The sequence below is a fragment of the Pseudomonas sp. NPDC090201 genome, from assembly GCF_044746825.1.
In the GTDB taxonomy this organism is placed as follows: Bacteria; Pseudomonadota; Gammaproteobacteria; order Pseudomonadales; family Pseudomonadaceae; genus Aquipseudomonas; species Aquipseudomonas putida_AD.
Genome location: NZ_JBIVCX010000011.1, coordinates 76067 through 91932, shown reverse-complemented (window position 1 = coordinate 91932; position 15866 = coordinate 76067). Strand labels below are relative to the sequence as shown.

The 15866-nt window shown below is 62.1% G+C and carries 15 protein-coding genes; 6 read left to right on the top strand and 9 right to left on the bottom strand.

Going from position 1 to position 15866, the window contains the following annotated elements:
* Positions 1–9: 9 nt before the first annotated feature.
* The gene (locus ACIPOO_RS22475; RefSeq protein ID WP_400609918.1) at positions 10–1326 is read right to left on the bottom strand and encodes an FAD-dependent oxidoreductase; all 1317 of its coding nucleotides are present in this window, start codon (positions 1324–1326) and stop codon (positions 10–12) included.
* On the bottom strand, positions 1323–2774 hold the full coding sequence (locus ACIPOO_RS22470; protein WP_400609916.1) for a UbiA family prenyltransferase: 1452 nt from the start codon (positions 2772–2774) through the stop codon (positions 1323–1325). The genes ACIPOO_RS22475 and ACIPOO_RS22470 overlap by 4 nt, the downstream gene beginning before the upstream one ends.
* A gap of 316 nt (positions 2775–3090) precedes the next feature.
* Here ACIPOO_RS22470 and norR point away from each other — a divergent pair, with 316 nt between their 5' ends.
* Positions 3091–4650, top strand: coding sequence for a nitric oxide reductase transcriptional regulator NorR (gene norR / locus ACIPOO_RS22465; protein WP_274130167.1), 1560 nt, complete (start codon positions 3091–3093; stop codon positions 4648–4650).
* Positions 4651–4855: 205 nt separating this feature from the next.
* On the opposite strand, the gene ACIPOO_RS22460 is transcribed toward norR, so the two are convergent.
* Positions 4856–6292 (bottom strand): MFS transporter, encoded by a 1437-nt coding sequence (locus tag ACIPOO_RS22460; RefSeq protein ID WP_400609913.1) that lies wholly within the window; start codon positions 6290–6292, stop codon positions 4856–4858.
* Positions 6293–6420: 128 nt separating this feature from the next.
* On the opposite strand from ACIPOO_RS22460, the gene ACIPOO_RS22455 reads away from it, so the two are divergent.
* Positions 6421–7740 (top strand): Nramp family divalent metal transporter, encoded by a 1320-nt coding sequence (locus ACIPOO_RS22455; protein ID WP_400609911.1) that lies wholly within the window; start codon positions 6421–6423, stop codon positions 7738–7740.
* Between the two features lie 150 nt (positions 7741–7890).
* On the opposite strand, the gene ACIPOO_RS22450 is transcribed toward ACIPOO_RS22455, so the two are convergent.
* Positions 7891–8349, bottom strand: a complete 459-nt coding sequence (locus ACIPOO_RS22450; protein WP_274130164.1) for a DUF2214 family protein — start codon at positions 8347–8349, stop codon at positions 7891–7893.
* Positions 8350–8528: 179 nt separating this feature from the next.
* Complete coding sequence (pbpG, locus tag ACIPOO_RS22445) at positions 8529–9464, bottom strand: D-alanyl-D-alanine endopeptidase (protein ID WP_274130163.1); 936 nt, start codon at positions 9462–9464, stop codon at positions 8529–8531.
* A 281-nt stretch (positions 9465–9745) separates the two neighbouring features.
* Here pbpG and ACIPOO_RS22440 point away from each other — a divergent pair, with 281 nt between their 5' ends.
* The gene (locus ACIPOO_RS22440; RefSeq protein WP_400609909.1) at positions 9746–10306 is read left to right on the top strand and encodes a hypothetical protein; all 561 of its coding nucleotides are present in this window, start codon (positions 9746–9748) and stop codon (positions 10304–10306) included.
* Between the two features lie 96 nt (positions 10307–10402).
* On the opposite strand, the gene ACIPOO_RS22435 is transcribed toward ACIPOO_RS22440, so the two are convergent.
* Together ACIPOO_RS22435 and ACIPOO_RS22430 are read right to left on the bottom strand one after the other, a co-directional pair.
* On the bottom strand, positions 10403–10585 hold the full coding sequence (locus ACIPOO_RS22435) for a hypothetical protein (protein ID WP_274130161.1): 183 nt from the start codon (positions 10583–10585) through the stop codon (positions 10403–10405).
* A 237-nt stretch (positions 10586–10822) separates the two neighbouring features.
* Positions 10823–11173, bottom strand: coding sequence for a hypothetical protein (locus ACIPOO_RS22430; RefSeq protein WP_274130160.1), 351 nt, complete (start codon positions 11171–11173; stop codon positions 10823–10825).
* Between the two features lie 227 nt (positions 11174–11400).
* Between ACIPOO_RS22430 and ACIPOO_RS22425 the strand changes: the two genes are divergently transcribed.
* A complete protein-coding gene (locus ACIPOO_RS22425; RefSeq protein ID WP_274130159.1) occupies positions 11401–12216 on the top strand; it encodes a shikimate 5-dehydrogenase in 816 nt (271 codons plus the stop codon).
* A gap of 127 nt (positions 12217–12343) precedes the next feature.
* Here ACIPOO_RS22425 and ACIPOO_RS22420 read toward each other — a convergent pair whose 3' ends face one another.
* The gene (locus ACIPOO_RS22420; protein ID WP_274130158.1) at positions 12344–13012 is read right to left on the bottom strand and encodes a YceH family protein; all 669 of its coding nucleotides are present in this window, start codon (positions 13010–13012) and stop codon (positions 12344–12346) included.
* Positions 13013–13131: 119 nt separating this feature from the next.
* On the opposite strand from ACIPOO_RS22420, the gene ACIPOO_RS22415 reads away from it, so the two are divergent.
* Both ACIPOO_RS22415 and ACIPOO_RS22410 read left to right on the top strand, forming a co-directional pair.
* Positions 13132–13641, top strand: coding sequence for a DUF1993 family protein (locus ACIPOO_RS22415; protein ID WP_274130157.1), 510 nt, complete (start codon positions 13132–13134; stop codon positions 13639–13641).
* Positions 13642–13718: 77 nt separating this feature from the next.
* Entirely contained in the window at positions 13719–14876 is a 1158-nt protein-coding gene (locus ACIPOO_RS22410) for an MFS transporter (protein WP_400609905.1), read from the top strand.
* Here ACIPOO_RS22410 and nhaR read toward each other — a convergent pair.
* Positions 14873–15769 (bottom strand): transcriptional activator NhaR, encoded by an 897-nt coding sequence (gene nhaR, locus ACIPOO_RS22405; RefSeq protein WP_400609903.1) that lies wholly within the window; start codon positions 15767–15769, stop codon positions 14873–14875. The two genes, ACIPOO_RS22410 and nhaR, sit on opposite strands and share 4 nt — an antisense overlap.
* Between the last annotated feature and the right edge of the window lie 97 nt (positions 15770–15866).

Genomic DNA, 15866 nt, shown 5'->3' with positions numbered 1-15866 from the left:
ACAGCTCCTTTATGCCAAGACGCGGCGCCAGAACCGGGACATCAGCGCGGGGTCACGCAGCGCTTCGAGCTGCTCCCACGCGGGGTAGGCGCGACGAAAATCCGCGCCCGTCATGTGCGCATCCTTGGCCGGATACAACCGGCCACCCGCGGCCCGGACAATCTCGTCCAGACGCGGGAAAACCACGCTTTGCAGGTGTTCGCTCTGGGGGAAATCCAGGGCCAGGGACGTGCCCGGCATCGGAAACGACAGCAGGCCAGGCGAGCGTATGTCGCCGCAGCGCTTGAGCACGGCCAGGAACGAACCCAGGCCGGCTTCGGCGATGGCCCGCAGCAGTTCGCCCATGGCCGCTTCGGCATTGGCGCCGGGGATCACGCATTGATACTGCTGGAAGCCCTGGCGGCCATAGATGCGGTTCCAGTGCAGAATGCGATCCAGCGGGTAGAAAAACGGTTCGTAGGCGCTGCGGCCCAGGGTTCGCTGAGCGGGATGCAAACGCCAATAGAGGTTGTTGAAGGCCCCCAGCGACAGGGTGTTGATCAGCGAGACCGGTGGCGTGACCGGCATGCTGAACCTGGCCCTCTGGCCGGTTTCCAGCGAGCCGTACTGCGCATGGTCGCCGACGATGAACACACCGCGCCCGGTGTTGGCACCCTTGGCCAGGCAGTCGATCCAGGCCACGCTGTACTCGTGCTTTTCATCCAGCTCATCGGACAGCGCGAAGAACTCGGCCAGATTGGCAAAGCGCACGGTGGTGGTATCGATCTGGCTGGCACGGATGGGCATCAACTGAATCTGCGCCCAGTGCACGATACCGGTCAGGCCCAGCCCGCCGATGGTGGCGGTGAACAGCGAGGTGTTGCTGCTCGCCGAACAGGTGATTTGCGCCTGGCCGTGACGCAGCAAACCGAAACTGCGTACATGTCGACCAAAGGTGCCGCGCACATGGTGATTCTTGCCGTGCACATCGTTGGCGATGGCGCCGCCCACCGTGGCGAACTGGGTGCCGGGTGTCACCGGCAGGAACCAGCCGCGGGGGATCGCCACCTTCAACACCTCCGCCAGCGTGATGCCGGCCTCGACCTTGAGCAGGCCATGCTCCCAGTCGGCTTCGATCAGTCGATCCAGCGAGCGCATGTCCAGCACTTCGCTGCTGGCGGCCAGGCAGCTGTCGCCATAGCTGCGGCCGTTGCCGTAGGGCAGACTGCTGGCGTGGTCGTCCACCACGCGCTGCAAGTGCGCCGGCAGATCGTCCAGCCATACGCAACGGTGACCGTGCTGCGGGGCGCGTGGGAAGCGGCCCCATGAATACAGGTCGGTGCTCATGCGGCAATCCAGAACATCAGCAGGAACACCGCGCCGATCATCTGGCTGATGCGATCACGGATGGCGAACACCACTGGGTCTTCGTTCATCTCGCCGCGGTGGGTGAGCATCCAGACCCGGGTCACCCAGAACAGCAGCAGCGGGCAGGCCAGCCAGATGACATGGGGCGTGACGTACAGCTCGGTGGTCTTCACATCCTGGATGTACAGCGCCAGCACCATCACCGCCAGGTAGCCCGAGGAGGCGCCGAGCGAGGCGATCATGTCCAGGTCACCGGGGTAGTAGCCGCGCCCTCGGGCCAGGGTCGTGACTTCGCGGACCCTGGCATCGCGCAGTTCGGCGTAGCGCTTGACCATGGCCAGGCTCAGGAAGATGAACATCGAGAAGGCCAGGATCCAGAAGGTCAGCGTCAGGCTGAATGCCGCGACCCCGGCGATGATGCGCGCGGTGTAGAGCATCGCCAGGACGATCACGTCCACCGCCATCAGCCGCTTGAGCTTGAGCGAATAGGCCAGTGTCACCATGTAGTAGGCCGCCATGACCGCCGAGAACTGCCAGGGCAGCAGGGTCAGCGCCGCGCCGAACGCCAGGATCAGCAGCGCCGGCACGGCGATCAGCCCGGCCTTGATCGACAAGCGTCCGCTGGCGAAGGGCCGGTTGAATTTGGTCTTGTGGTGGCGGTCGTCGCCCAGGTCCAGCATGTCGTTGAGGATGTAAACGCTGGAGGCGCACAGGCCGAAGCAGAAAAACGCAAACACGCCGTCGCGCATCAGCTCGAATTGGGTAAAGCGGTGGGAGGCCAGCAGCGGCACGAAGATCAGCGCATTCTTGAGCCACTGGTGCAGGCGCATTGCCTTGCGCCAGTCGCGCAGTTTGACAGTGTTGGTGTGCAACGTCGGCTGGACTTCGCTCATGGCGCTGACCCGCGATTCGACACCGCGATCAGGGTTGACTACATGGGCGTTGCGCGACACTTTCCAGATCGGCAGATCGTCTTTGGAGTTGCCGACGTAGTCGAAACCACCTTCACCAAAGTGGGCAACTAACAGGTCGCGCTTATTATTACCGGACAAGTTTCGGTTGGCGTTGGAGGCCAATACCAGATCGAAGAGTTGCAGGTGTTCGGCGATGCGTTCGGCCAGGCTTACATGGCTTGCCGTGGCCAGCACGATCATCCGCCCGTTGGCCTGTTCGGTCTTGATCATCTCGATGACTTGGGCATCGTAGGGCAGCACTGAGACGTCAATCCAGGTCTCCAGCGCCAGCCCTTCCTTGAGCGCAGCCTTGCCCCGGAGCAGCCAGCCCAGCAGCTTGAAGACCTTCAGTGGCTGGCTCCTGAGGAAAGCCATCGCGGTTTCCATCAGAAGATCGGTGCGCAGCAGCGTGCCGTCCAGATCCACCACCAAGGGGGGGAAGTCCTCTAGAGCTCGTCCCTGAATTCTTGCCATATCGAGTGCTCCGTTCGAGTGCATCTCGAATATAAACAAAATATTTCCGGTAAAGACTTAATTAAATCAAAGTGCGTCAGTAACTACGGCAACTGCTTGGCGCCAGAATTAAATAGTCAACTCAATATAATGTTCGACTACGGGCGTTTCAGGCATGAAACAAACCGCGCCGGTTAGTTGGCGACCGGTTGCTGACGCGCCTGTGGTGTTGCGCAGCATTGCGCCGAACGCTCTGTTGTAGTCTTTCGAGGGGCACTGTGGTCATAATGACCGCATTTTCCGCGACGCGATCCGGATCATTACGCCCGGAGTCTTCATGACTAACCCTTTGCTGTTGGCGCTGGTTCCACTGGTTGCCGACCTGTCCCGCGAGCTGCCGGATGACGAACGCTATCGCCGCCTGCTGCGAGCCTTGCGCCAATTGCTGCCGTGCGATGCGGTGGCGTTGCTCAAGCTTGAAGACGATGTGCTGGTGCCACTGTCAGTCGAAGGCCTGAGCCCCGACACGGTGGGGCGCAGGTTTCGTCTGGGCGAGCATCCGCGGCTGGACATCATCCTGCAGCACCGCGAACCGACCCGCTTCTCCACCGACTGCGACCTGCCTGACCCCTATGACGGGCTGGTGGACGGCGTGCACGGGCATCTGGAAGTTCACGATTGCCTGGGCTGTCCGCTGTACGTGCAGGACACATTGTGGGGCGTGATCACCCTTGATTCGCTGAACCCGGCCAGCTTCGGCAGCGTCGACCTGGACAACCTGCAGGCTTTCGCGAGCCTGGCGGCGGCGACGGTCATGGCCAGCGAGCGGATCAATCAACTGGCGCGCAATTTCGAAGACCAGCGGCAACTGGCCGAGGTCTACAAGCGTGCGGCGGGCGGGCGAGGGCCTCGGGAGCTGATCGGTCAGAGCGCGGTGCACCGTCGTTTGCAGCAGGAAATCCAGTTGGTGGGCAACAGCCCGCTCACAGTGCTGATCACCGGGGAAACCGGGGTCGGCAAGGAACTGGTGGCCGAGGCGATTCACCTGAGTTCACCCCGGGCGCAGAAACCGCTGATCAGCCTCAACTGCGCGGCACTCCCGGAACTGTTGGTCGAGAGCGAGCTGTTTGGCCACGTCAAAGGCGCGTTCTCGGGGGCGGTGAGCGGGCGCAGCGGCAAGTTCGAACTGGCCGACGGCGGCTCGATTTTTCTAGACGAGGTGGGGGAGTTGCCACTACCGGTGCAATCCAAACTGCTGCGGGTATTGCAGAGCGGGCAACTGCAGCGGGTGGGTTCCGATCAGGAGCACCGGGTAGACGTGCGGATCATCGCCGCGACCAACCGCGATCTCGCCGAAGAAGTGCGCGCCGGGCGGTTTCGTGCCGACCTTTACCATCGCTTGAGCGTCTATCCGCTGGTGGTGCCGCCGTTGCGTGAGCGTGGGCGCGATGTGTTGCTGCTGGCGGGCTATTTTCTGGAGGAAAACCGTGCGCGCATGGGGCTGCGCAGCCTGCGCATGAGCAGCGAGGCGCAGAAGGTGCTGGTGGCGTATCCCTGGCCGGGCAACGTGCGGGAGCTTGAACACCTGATCAGCCGTGCGGTGCTCAAGGCGCTGTCGGCCCACCCCGAGCGGTCGCGCATTCTGACCATCGAGGCGCCGATGCTGGGGCTCGATGAAGAGGTTCGGATCGATGCGGCGCTTGTGCCTGCGCCGGGAATTGCGTCGCCGGTGGTCAAGCCTGGAGAAGGGCTGAAGGAAACCGTCGATGCGTTTCAGAAAGTGCTGATCGAAGATGCGCTGGCGCGGTATCAAGGCAAATGGGCCGAAGTCGCCCGTGAACTGAACGTCGACCGGGCCAACCTCAGCCGGCTGGCGAAGCGGTTGGGGATTCGCTGAGAGCTGGCAAGGATCTGTGGGAGCGGGCTTGCCCGCGAAGGCGTCTGGTCTGACGCCTGGGTGGTGCATGATCCGCCGCATTCGCGGGCAAGCCCGCTCCCACAGATTAATCAGTGCAGCCCCTCGGATTTCTTGAGCACCCTGGCCCAGTAGCAGCCGGGCTTGCCCGCGGGGGCGGCGTCTGGGGCGCCGCATCAACGGTGGCTCACCGATGAGCAATGTCCTCCAGCGCCAGGTTGCGGGTCCGGGGCCCGAACGCGCCGATGGTGATGATCACGATCAGCATGCTGACGACGATAAAGGTCAGCACCCCCGGCGTGCCGAAGTGGTCGAGAAACAAGCCGATCAGCAAGCTGCTGAACACCGTCGACAGGCGGCTGAACGAGTAGCAGAACCCCACCGCCCGGGCGCGGATGTTGGTGGGAAACAGTTCGCTCTGATACGAGTGATAGCTGAAGCTCAGCCAGGCATTGCAGAAGGTGATCATTACCCCGCAAACAATCAGCCCCACCGGCGTGGTCTGCTGCGCGAAGAGGGTACCGAAGATCATGGCGCCCAGGGCCGAGCCGACAATCTGCCACTTGTTCTCGAAACGGTTGGCGAATTTCACGAACAGCAACGGCCCCAGCGGATAGGCCAGGGTAATGATGAACGCATACGCCAGGCTGTGGGTCACGCTCACGCCCTGGCCGGACAGCAGCGCCGGCAGCCAGTTGCCGAAGCCGAAGAAACCGATGGCCTGGAACACGTGGAAGACGATCAGCATCAAGGCGCGACGGCGATAGGGCGGCTGCCAGATATCGGCGAAACGCCCTTTGCCTTCGACCGCAACGTTGTGGGTTTCCGGCATGTCCAGCGCCTTGCCATGGTCCTTGATGCAGCGGGCTTCCAGGTCATCCATGATCTTTTCCGCTTCGACAAAGCGCCCGTGCTGCGCCAGCCAGCGCGGCGACTCCGGCAGGCGCGAGCGCAGCCACCAGATGAACAGCGCAAACACGGCGCTGGCGATCACCACGAAGCGCCAGCCGCTGTAGCCAAACGGATCCTGGGGCACCAGCCACCAGGACATCAGCGCCACCGCAGGCACCGACAGAAACTGCACGAAAAACGCAAAGGCGAACGCCGAGCTGCGCATGCGCTTGGGCACCAGTTCCGAAAGATAGGCGTCGATGGTCACCAGCTCAATGCCAAGGCCGATACCCACCAGAAAGCGCAGGCAGATGATGCCCAGGGCCGAGGTTTGCAGGCCCATCAGCACAGTGGCGACGGTGTACCAGACCAGCGCGAAGGTGAAGATCGCCCGCCGGCCGTACCTGTCGGCGATGGGGCTGAGCAGGCTGGCGCCCAGGAACAGGCCCAGGAAGGTCGCCGAGGCGAACGCGGCCTGGTCGGAGAAGCCGAACACACCTTCGGCGCCGGTGGCGAACAAACCGGCGCGAATCAGCCCGGGGCTGATGTAGGCGGTCTGGAACAGGTCGTAGAGTTCGAAGAAGCCGCCGATGGACAGTAACGCCACCAGTTTCCACAAGGTGGCGACAGCGGGCAGGCGGTCGATACGTGCCGAAATGTGCGCGGCGCGTACCGGGTCCAGGCCGTCGGCCGGTGAATGTGCAGGGTCAGAGGAGGGGGAAAGGGCAGACATTATTGTTTTCCGATTCTTTTTTCGAAAGCGTGGGACCCCGCATGTTAGAGCTTTTGAATAGATTCAAGACAAAATATTTCCGTGCGAGGTAAGCTTCAGGGCTGATCGCAATCACTTCCCGGATTCCCGTGAAATACAGACTCCCGACCACGGCCACCGCGCCGTTCTGCCCCTCGGCGGTGACCGACAGCGTCGCCATTCCGGCCAATGCCTCGTTCCTGCGCAAGATGATGCTGTTCGTGGGGCCGGGTCTGTTGGTCTCCATCGGCTACATGGACCCCGGCAACTGGGCAACGGCCATCGAAGCCGGCTCGCGCTTTGGTTACGCGTTGCTGTTCGTCGTGGTGCTGGCCAGCCTGTCCGGCATGGTGTTGCAGAACCTCTGTTCGCGGCTGGGCATCGCGACCGGGCGCGACCTGGCGCAATTGTCCGCCGAGCGCTACAGCCGCCGGGTGGGCATGGGCCAGTGGATTCTGGCGGAGCTGTCGATCCTGGCCACCGACCTTGCCGAAGTGCTGGGCGCGGCTCTGGCGTTTCATCTGTTGCTGGGGGTATCGATCAACACCGGCGTGGCGCTGACCGCGTTCGACACAGTGATCGTCCTGGCCTTGCAAGGCGCCAACTTCCGTCGCCTGGAAGCCATCGTGCTGGGCCTGATCGCCACCATCGCCACCTGCTTTTTCATCGAGCTGGTGCTGATCAAACCCTTCTGGCCGGACGTGGTCGCCGGGCTCAAGCCCTCGTGGGATGTGCTGAGCAATCAGGAGCCGCTATACATCGCCATCGGCATTCTCGGGGCGACGGTCATGCCCCATAACCTGTACCTGCATTCGTCGGTGGTGCAGACCCGGGTCAACGGTTCATCCGTTGAAAGCAAGGCCAGCGCGATTCGCTATGCGCGGGTGGACACCATTGCCTCCCTGAGCATGGCGCTGGTGATCAACGCGGCGATCCTGATCCTGGCGGCGGCTGCGTTCCACGGCACGGGACATGCCGATGTGGTGGAAATCCAGGACGCTTATCACCTGCTCGATCCGCTGGTGGGCGGCGCGCTTGCCAGCGTGCTGTTCGGCGTTGCACTGCTGGCGGCGGGGCAGAGTTCGACTTTTACCGGCACCATCGCCGGTCAGGTGGTGCTCGAAGGCTTTCTCAACGCGAAGATTCCTTGCTGGCAGCGGCGCCTGATTACCCGGGCACTGGCACTGATTCCGGCGCTGGCAGGGGTGATCTGGTTCGGCGATGGCGCGGTGGGCAAGATGCTGGTGCTCAGTCAGGTGGTGTTGAGCCTGCAACTGCCGTTTGCCCTGTGGCCGTTGATTCGCTTTACCAGCGACAGCCAACTGATGGGCCCCTTTGCCAATAACGCTGTGACAAAAGTGCTGGCGTGGGGCTTGTTCAGCCTGATCTCGGCGGCCAACGTGGCGTTGCTGGTTTTCTGGGTGAATTGAACAGGGCCCGGATCCCACCTGTAGCAGCACGATGCTGTGAACACCCACCTCGCTGTGGGAGCTGGCTTGCCAGCGAAGGCGTAGGGTCGGTCGCCATGGGGTTGGATGACACGACGCTTTCGCGGGCAAGCCCGCTCCCACGGGCTATGTTCAACTGATCAGAATCCCCCGCGCCATCCCTGTCGCGGCGATCACGATGATCACCATCAACGCCGCTTCCATATGGCTGATCCGCGCAAAGCGGCGCGAGCGGCTGGTGTCGATGGGCTGGTTTTTCTTGAATGCGATGCGCCAGCCGATCAGGGCGAACATCGGCACGACCTCAAGCGCCAGGATCGCCACGAACGCGGTCATCTTCAGGTGAAACAGGGGTTGATGCAGGTAGTAGAACGAGCCTTTCTCAAGCCCGCCGAAGGCGCGGAATGCGCCGGTGATCAACAGAATGCCCGCTGACAGGCCCCAGATATTGTCCACCACGAACACATCGCGAAACGAGCGCGGGTCATCGGTACGCAACCGGCGCAAGGCCCGCCCCCGAGCCAGAACCGCCGCCAACGCAAAGCCAAAAGCCAACAAATGCAGCGCAGCCAGTACCCATTTGATGAGCATGGTTCAACTCCCCCGAGCGATGTGCGAAGCCAGCATCAACAACACAAGCGTAGCGGGTGGTTGGAGGTTATGCGTTGTGCCATGGATGAAACAATTGACAGGATCCGCTGGCGCGTTGGGCAGAGCAGGGAGGGGAGCGCAGAGGCCGCCCGGCGCGGAGCGGCTCTGGTCGGGCGGGTTTATTCGGCGGCCTGCAGGCCTTTCTGCTTCATGATCAGGTTCTTTTCTTTCTTGTACTGCAACGCCACTTCCGGCGCCGGGCCGCTCTTGCCGGTTTCCATCCACAGGCGCATGCGGCTGGCATCGGCGAAGTGGGTGTACTTGCCGAACGCATCCAGAATCACCACCGACACCTGACGGTTGGCCATGCTGGTCAGCAGCACCAGACAGTGCCCGGCCTGGTTGGTGAAGCCGGTCTTGGTCAGCTTGATGTCCCAGTTGGACTTGCGCACCAGGTGGTCAGTGTTGCTGAAACCCAGGGTGTAGGTGGGTTTGCGGAAGGTGACGGTCTTCTCGGGCGTGGTGCTCAGTTCACGCAGCATCGGGTAGTTGCGCGCGGCCAGCGCCAGTTTGGTCAGGTCGCGAGCGGTGGACACGTTGAAGACCGACAAGCCGGTAGGTTCCATATAGACGGTGTGGCTCATGCCCAGCGCCTTGGCCTTGGCGTTCATGGCCTTGATGAACGCCGGGTAGCCGCCCGGATAGCTGTGGGCGAGGCTGGCCGCTGCGCGGTTTTCCGACGACATCAGGGTAATCAGCAACATGTCGTGGCGATTGAGTTCACTGCCCAGCTTGACCCTGGAAAACACGCCTTTCATTTCGGCGGTCTGGGAGATGTCGACCTTGACCATCTCGTCCATTGGCAGCTTGGCGTCGAGGGTGACCATGGCCGTCATCAGTTTGGTGACCGAGGCGATGGGCACGATGACGTCCGGGTTGCTGGAATACAGCACCTGGCCGGTCTGCAGATCGGTAATCATGGCGCTGCCGGAGGCCAGATGAAGGTTGGCCGGGTCACGGTTGAAAGCAGCGGGTTCGTTCGCAAGTGCACCGGTGGAGAGTGCGGAGCCTGTAAGTGCAAATAATAGGCCGATGAGGGATGTGCGAATTTTCAAGAGCGAAGCTCACTTTGATTGGAGACAGCGTGGAAAGCCGTACTTTTTTCAAGAACGACAACAAGATCGGCGCATTTTAGGAGCATGTTTCTAAGTATGTCGATGGGGTGCCTTGGACGTTTGCGTAATAAAAACAGCCTGTATGGCATTCGTTCAGGTTAAGGATCCAAAAAGCCTGTATTTAAGGCGGTTGCGCCGATATTCATGGCACTCGGGGCAGCCACCGATTAGCATTCCACGCCATCGAAACCATTCATTCGAATTGACCTAGGAGTTGTGCAATGCCCAAAGGGTTTATCAGCAAGGACTACGCCGCCCTGGTGTTTGTCGCGGTAGTCGTTGCGGTGCTCTTGCTGGTGGCGGGTTTGTTTGTCAGGCCGTCCGACTGGGCAGGCTGGATCCAGGCCATCGGTTTGATCGTCGGCCTGATGATGGCCGTCACCGTGCCTGCCATCCAGCGCCGCCAGGACCTGGCAGCCCGGCAGAAACAACTGCGTGACCGCGAAACCGGCTACGCACGCCGCATGCAGTACCTGTGTGGCGAGCTGAACGAGCTGCTGGCCAGGATCACGGTCAACCTGGTGCATCTGCGCGCCACTGACCGCCACCGTTTGCAGCGCACCCTGGAGGATTACCTGCACCGCCTGTTCGAGTCCCACAAGCTGGACCAGAACGATGACCGCGTGGTGATCGCCCATGAGTTGCGACTGGTGGCCAACGACATGATCGAGGAACTCGAAAGCGGTCGATCCGATCGCGTGGTGCTGGGCGCCCTGGAAAAACGCCTGCAGAAACTGGCCCATCGTTGCCAGGTCAACGCGACCCAGGCCGAGCGCATCTGAGCCAGGCGAATCGCAGGCAAAAAAAAGCCCGCGTCAGGGATGCGGGCTAAAGGGAAGTGCGGAGCAACGCACGATTCAGGGAAGAGCGAATTCGTTTCAGCCGTTGAGCTGACGGGTTTCCAACTGTTGCGACAGTGCTTGTGCCGCAGGCAGTGACGACAGAGGACCGCTGACAGGCTCGCCGTTGTGCATCAGGTACCAGCACGCCAGCAGGCCGCGTTCACGAAGCTGTGCGGGGACTGCGCTGCCAACTACCGACATGATTTGAACCTTGGTCATAAGTGCCTCCATCAATCTATGGCGCTACTTTACGGCCGGGCTCGGGCGAGCAGAAATCACTGCTCTCGATAGTCGTCATTGACGAGCCAGAGGTCAGTTCCTTATCAAGGACGCATGAAGGATCAGACGGGCGCTCTTGAGTACAAAACACCCATGAACGACAACCCCGCCTTGTGAGCGGGGTTGTCGTTTGTGTGCTGCCGGTGAGAACCGGAAGCTTGCGGGGTCAGCCTGCCGTTACCAGCGGCCGCCACCGTGGTAATAGCCGTGGGGCGGGCCGTAGTAGCGAGGCGGGCCATAGTAGGCCGGGCCGTAGACCACCGGACGTTCAACCACGTAGGCCGGCTGCACGTAGACAGGCGGTGGAGGTGGTGGCGCGTAATACACAGGCTGCGGCGGTGCCACATACACCGGGGCTGGCGCTGCATACACAGGGCCTGACGCCACGGCTGCACCCACAACGCCACCGACGACTGCGCCGATCACTGCCGCTCCGCCCCAGCCCGGGCCGCCGCCATGGGCTTGAGCCTGACCTGCAAGGGCGAGGGCACCTAACAACAAGGCAACCTTGGGGATGTGACGAATCATGACTGTTCCTCGGGTGTTCAGTCCCGTTGTCGCCAGCCTGCGTTACGCTCAGGCAATGCCACGGGATAACTTCTCAGACAACGGGTTTCAGGAATTCTGCGAAGCCGTTGCGTAAATTTTGTGTAAGGTATTCGACAACATTGAGAACAATTGCTCGGGTTTGTGCCGCAAGCGATTGAATTCTACGCTGTTGTCCTGATGTTCACTAATACCGTTCAGGAGATTTCATGTTCCATACCCCAACCAGGGAAACCCTGCTGTGTATGTCGCTGGCCGCCCGGCCGGGCAACTTCGGTGTGCGCTTTCACAATCACTTGTATGAGCAGTTGGGGCTGAATTTCTATTACAAGGCCTTTGCGCCGACTGACTTGCCCGCAGCCATCGCCGGGATGCGTTCGCTGGGCATTCGCGGCTGTGGCGTGTCGATGCCGTTCAAGGAGGCGTGCATAGCGCTGGTGGACGAGATGGACGCGTCGGCGGCGGCGATTGAGTCGATCAACACCATCGTCAACACGGATGGCCATCTGAAGGCCTACAACACCGATTACATCGCGGTGGCGCAACTGGTCGACAGTCACAAGGTGCCCCGCACCCGGTTTGCCCTGCGCGGCAGCGGCGGCATGGCCAAGGCCGTGGCCTGCGCAATGCGCGATGCGGGGTTCACCGATGGGCTCATCGTTGCGCGCAACGAGCAGGCGGGCAGGGCGCTGGCGCGCACCTGTGGGTTTGAGTGGCAGCCTGAACTGGGCGCCGAGCGTGTGCCGCTGCTGGTGAACGTGACGCCATTGGGGATGATCGGCGATCAGGCCGAGGCCCTGGCGTTTGACGTGGACGCCATCGAGGCGGCGGACACCGCGTTCGACGTGGTCGCCAGCCCTGCGCGCACGCCGTTTATCCTTCATGCCGAAAAGCATGGCAAGCAGGTGATTACCGGGGATCAGGTCGCGGCGATCCAGGCGCTGGAGCAGTTCATTCTGTACACCGGCGTGACGCCGAGCGAGGAGCAATACCAGGCCGCCGCAGCGTTCGCCCGGGCGATTTGACGGGTTGCCGTATACCACAGATGGCCATCGTGCTGCGGGCAAACTCATCCCGTAGCAGTCCGGCTTGCCGGCGAGGCGTCCGTGAGATCGCCCCCGCCGGCAAGCCGTGCTGCTACGGGTGAACGGGTTAGCCCTCCAGCCGGGCCAGGCGTTCTTCCAGTGCGGCGATGCGCGCTTCCAGTTCCTCGACGCGCTCGGCCAGCGCCGGGTTGCCGCTGCTGGCGCGTTCCACGGGGTTGTGCCGCGCCGCGACAATCGCCTCCATGTCCGCCGGGTCGCCCAGGGTGTGCATGTAGCGGTCTTCGCGCTGGCCGGCCTGTTTCGGAATCAGCACCGCCAGCCCGCGCGCGATCAGGCGCTCGAGTTGGTGAACCACCGCGTCGCTGTCGTCGAAATCGTGCATGCGGTTGCTGCGGGTCAGCAGTTCGTTGACTGTCTGCGGGCCGCGCAGCAGCAACAGCCCGGTGAGGATCACCTGCGCCGGCACCAGCTCCAGGGTCTTGTCGACACGGTGCTCCCAACGGTCGGCGCGGCTGCCCATCACCAGGCGGGTCAACTGATGCCCCTCCAGCGCCCGCAGGCTCTGCCCGACTTGCCCGGGCGTGAGGTTCATCACCGGCTCGCGGCTGGTTTTCTGGTTGCAGGCCAGTACCAGGGCGTTGAGCGTCAGGGGATAGGTCTCGGGATTGGTGGCCTGTTTTTCGATCAGGCAGCCCAGGATGCGCACCTCAAAGCTGTTCAGTTGCAGGGCGGCTGCGTCATCGCCAGTGTTTTCAGAATCCGGTTCGGTGGACATGACCCTTTCCCTAAGCGTTGAAAAGGCTATGAGGGTAGGGTCTGGATGAGGTAAAAGACAAGCCGCGTCAGCATGCACTGCATGTCTTTTCATTGCGACTCAACCCATCAGGAACTGCCATGACCATTTCTCTCTACGCCGCTTCGATTCCTGTGTTCAAACAGATGCTAACCGCCCTGGGCGCGGTGCTGAAAAAAGGCGAAGAGCACGCCGCCGCCAAAAACATCCAGCCTGATGCCCTGCTGCAGGCGCGTCTGTTCCCGGACATGTTCCCGCTGGTGAAACAGGTGCAGATCGCGGTCGACTTCGCCAAGGGTGCCGGTGCGCGCCTGTCCGGCATCGAGCCGCCGAAATATGAAGACACCGAAACCACCTTCGCCGAACTGCAGGCTCTGCTGTCCAAGGTCCTGGCATTCCTGGACACCATCACCCCGGATCAGGTCGATGGCAACGAAGAGCGCGAAATCGTCCTGCGCCCAGGCACCGACAAAGAGAAGCGCCTGAGCACCCAGAAATACCTGCTGCATTACTCCCTGCCGCAGTTCTTCTTCCACGTCACCACCACTTATGACCTGCTGCGTCACAACGGTGTGGAAGTCGGCAAGCGCGACTACATGGGCACTTTCTAAGCGTTCACCGCTACTGCTCAGTGTCACCCGACCGACCGCTCCGTGAGGACTGGTCGGTTCGTCTTTCTGGAGATTCGATGTTTTTCCCAATTTACCTGTTGTCAGCCGCAGGCTTCACGGTGCTGACCACAGAGTTCGTCATCGTCGGCCTGTTGCCGGCCATCGCCCGCGATCTGGCGGTTACCATCCCCCAGGCCGGGCTACTGGTCACGCTGTTCGCTTTCACCGTCGCCTGCTTCGGGCCGTTCCTGACCGCCTACTTCTCACGCTTCGAACGCAAGCGTCTGTTCATTTCGGTGCTGATCATGTTCGGGGTGGCCAACGCTGTTGCGGCGATGGCGCCGAACATAGGCGTCATGGCCATTGCCCGGCTGATTCCGGCGCTGGGGTTGCCGGTGTTCTGGGCGCTGGCCAGTGAAACGGCGGTGGACATCGTCGGCCCTGACCACGCCGGCCGCGCCGTTGCCAAGATTGGCTTCGGTATCGTCTGCGCCACAGTGTTCGGCATTCCGGTCGGCACCCTGATTTCCGACGCATTCGGCTGGCGCAGCGCCTTTGCGATCCTGTCGGTGGTGGCCTTCGCCAAGGCCTTGCTGCTGTTCATCTACCTGCCGCGCAGCGTGCACAAGGATCAGGCGTCTTTTGGCAGCCAGTTCGCCATCCTGCGCAGCAAGCTGATGCAGGGCCATGTGCTGCTGTCGGTGCTGGTGTTCAGCGGCATGTTCACGGCCTACACCTACCTTGCCGACATGCTCGAACGCCTGGCCGGTTTCAACGGCACGGTGGTGGGCTGGTGCCTGATGGGCTTCGGCGCGGTGGGACTGGTGGGCAACTCCCTGGGCGGGCGCCTCGTGGATCGTCACCCGCTGATCGCCAGCCTGACGTTCTGCACCTTCATGATCGGCGGCATGGTCACCGTGGTGCCGAGCATGCATTCGGTGCCGGCGCTGGCCCTGGCGCTGGCGGTCTGGGGTGTGACCCAGGCGGCGCTGTTCCTGGTCAGCCACGTACGCCTGATGAAGGCCGCGCCACAGGCTCCGGCCTTCGCTGCATCCCTCAATATTGCCGGCGGCAATCTGGGGATCGGCCTGGGAGCCCTCATCGGCGGCCGGGTCATCGACCACCTGGGGCTGGACAACCTGGGCTTCGCCGCCGCAGGCATCATTCTGCTGGCGATCCTGCTGGCGTTGCTGCTCATGACCGCCAGGCCTGACGCCGAGCCCTGCAACGCCTAGTCAGTGAATAGCTGCTGCCTCGCACCCTCGGTAATCGCCACGATGCCAGGGTGCTTGACCTTGCGCTCGACCGAGATCGCGTAAAACGACTCGGTCACCGCATCTGTCTGGCCGATCAGCTCGACGTCGTACTGCTCCATCACCTCGTCGGCAATCACGCTTGGGGCGATGAAGATCCCGCTGCCGGATTTGCCAAAGGCCTTCATCAAGGCACTGTCGTCGAACTCGCCGACGATCCGCGGCTGCACGTTCTGCTCGGCGAACCAGCGCATCAGGCGGCTGCGCACCACGGTCTGCTGTCCAGGCACCAGCAGCGGCGCACCTTGCATGTCATGGGGGAAGTTCTGGCCATGCGCCCTGGCCAGGGCTGCCGTGGCAAAAAAGCTGATGCCGCATTCCCCCAGTTTCTGGCTGTAGCCCTTGATGTCCAGATGGGAAGGCATGGGGCTGTCGGAGATCACCAGGTCCAGGCGCTGAATGGCCAGGTCCGCCAACAGCCGCTCCAGTTGATCCTCGCGGCAGGTAATGCGCAGCGGCTCGTTCAGCGTCATGGTCGGGGCGAGCAGGCGATAGACGATGGATTTAGGCACCACGTCGGCCACCCCGACCCGAAACAGGATCTGCTGTTCATCCGGCTGGGCACGCAGCAAGGTTTCCAACTCGCCACCCAGTTGAAACATCTGCTCGGCGTAGGGCAGGGCGATGCGTCCGGTTTCGGTCAGTTCCAGCCGCCGTCCGACGCGCTTGAACAGCGCCACGCCATAGGTCTGTTCCAGCAGGCTGATCTGCCCGCTGATGGTCTGCGGCGTGAGGTTCAACTGCTCGCAGGCGCGCACGATGCTGCCGGTCTTGGCCACCACCCAGAAGTAATGCATTTGCCGATAATTGAGCATCAGACGACAGGCCCTTCAATACTTCGTAATAACCGAAGTATATACCTGAAAAATACGAATTTTCCTGAAGTGTTTGCCTCCCTAGAATGCCGCCTAT

Coding starts and splice junctions, on each gene's coding strand:
- ACIPOO_RS22475 (WP_400609918.1), bottom strand. CDS start 1,326: ATGAGCACCGACCTGTATTCATGGGGCCGCTTCCCACGCGCCCCGCAG.
- ACIPOO_RS22470 (WP_400609916.1), bottom strand. CDS start 2,774: ATGGCAAGAATTCAGGGACGAGCTCTAGAGGACTTCCCCCCCTTGGTG.
- norR (WP_274130167.1), top strand. CDS start 3,091: ATGACTAACCCTTTGCTGTTGGCGCTGGTTCCACTGGTTGCCGACCTG.
- ACIPOO_RS22460 (WP_400609913.1), bottom strand. CDS start 6,292: ATGTCTGCCCTTTCCCCCTCCTCTGACCCTGCACATTCACCGGCCGAC.
- ACIPOO_RS22450 (WP_274130164.1), bottom strand. CDS start 8,349: ATGCTCATCAAATGGGTACTGGCTGCGCTGCATTTGTTGGCTTTTGGC.
- ACIPOO_RS22440 (WP_400609909.1), top strand. CDS start 9,746: ATGCCCAAAGGGTTTATCAGCAAGGACTACGCCGCCCTGGTGTTTGTC.
- ACIPOO_RS22435 (WP_274130161.1), bottom strand. CDS start 10,585: ATGACCAAGGTTCAAATCATGTCGGTAGTTGGCAGCGCAGTCCCCGCA.
- ACIPOO_RS22430 (WP_274130160.1), bottom strand. CDS start 11,173: ATGATTCGTCACATCCCCAAGGTTGCCTTGTTGTTAGGTGCCCTCGCC.
- ACIPOO_RS22425 (WP_274130159.1), top strand. CDS start 11,401: ATGTTCCATACCCCAACCAGGGAAACCCTGCTGTGTATGTCGCTGGCC.
- ACIPOO_RS22420 (WP_274130158.1), bottom strand. CDS start 13,012: ATGTCCACCGAACCGGATTCTGAAAACACTGGCGATGACGCAGCCGCC.
- ACIPOO_RS22415 (WP_274130157.1), top strand. CDS start 13,132: ATGACCATTTCTCTCTACGCCGCTTCGATTCCTGTGTTCAAACAGATG.
- ACIPOO_RS22410 (WP_400609905.1), top strand. CDS start 13,719: ATGTTTTTCCCAATTTACCTGTTGTCAGCCGCAGGCTTCACGGTGCTG.
- nhaR (WP_400609903.1), bottom strand. CDS start 15,769: ATGCTCAATTATCGGCAAATGCATTACTTCTGGGTGGTGGCCAAGACC.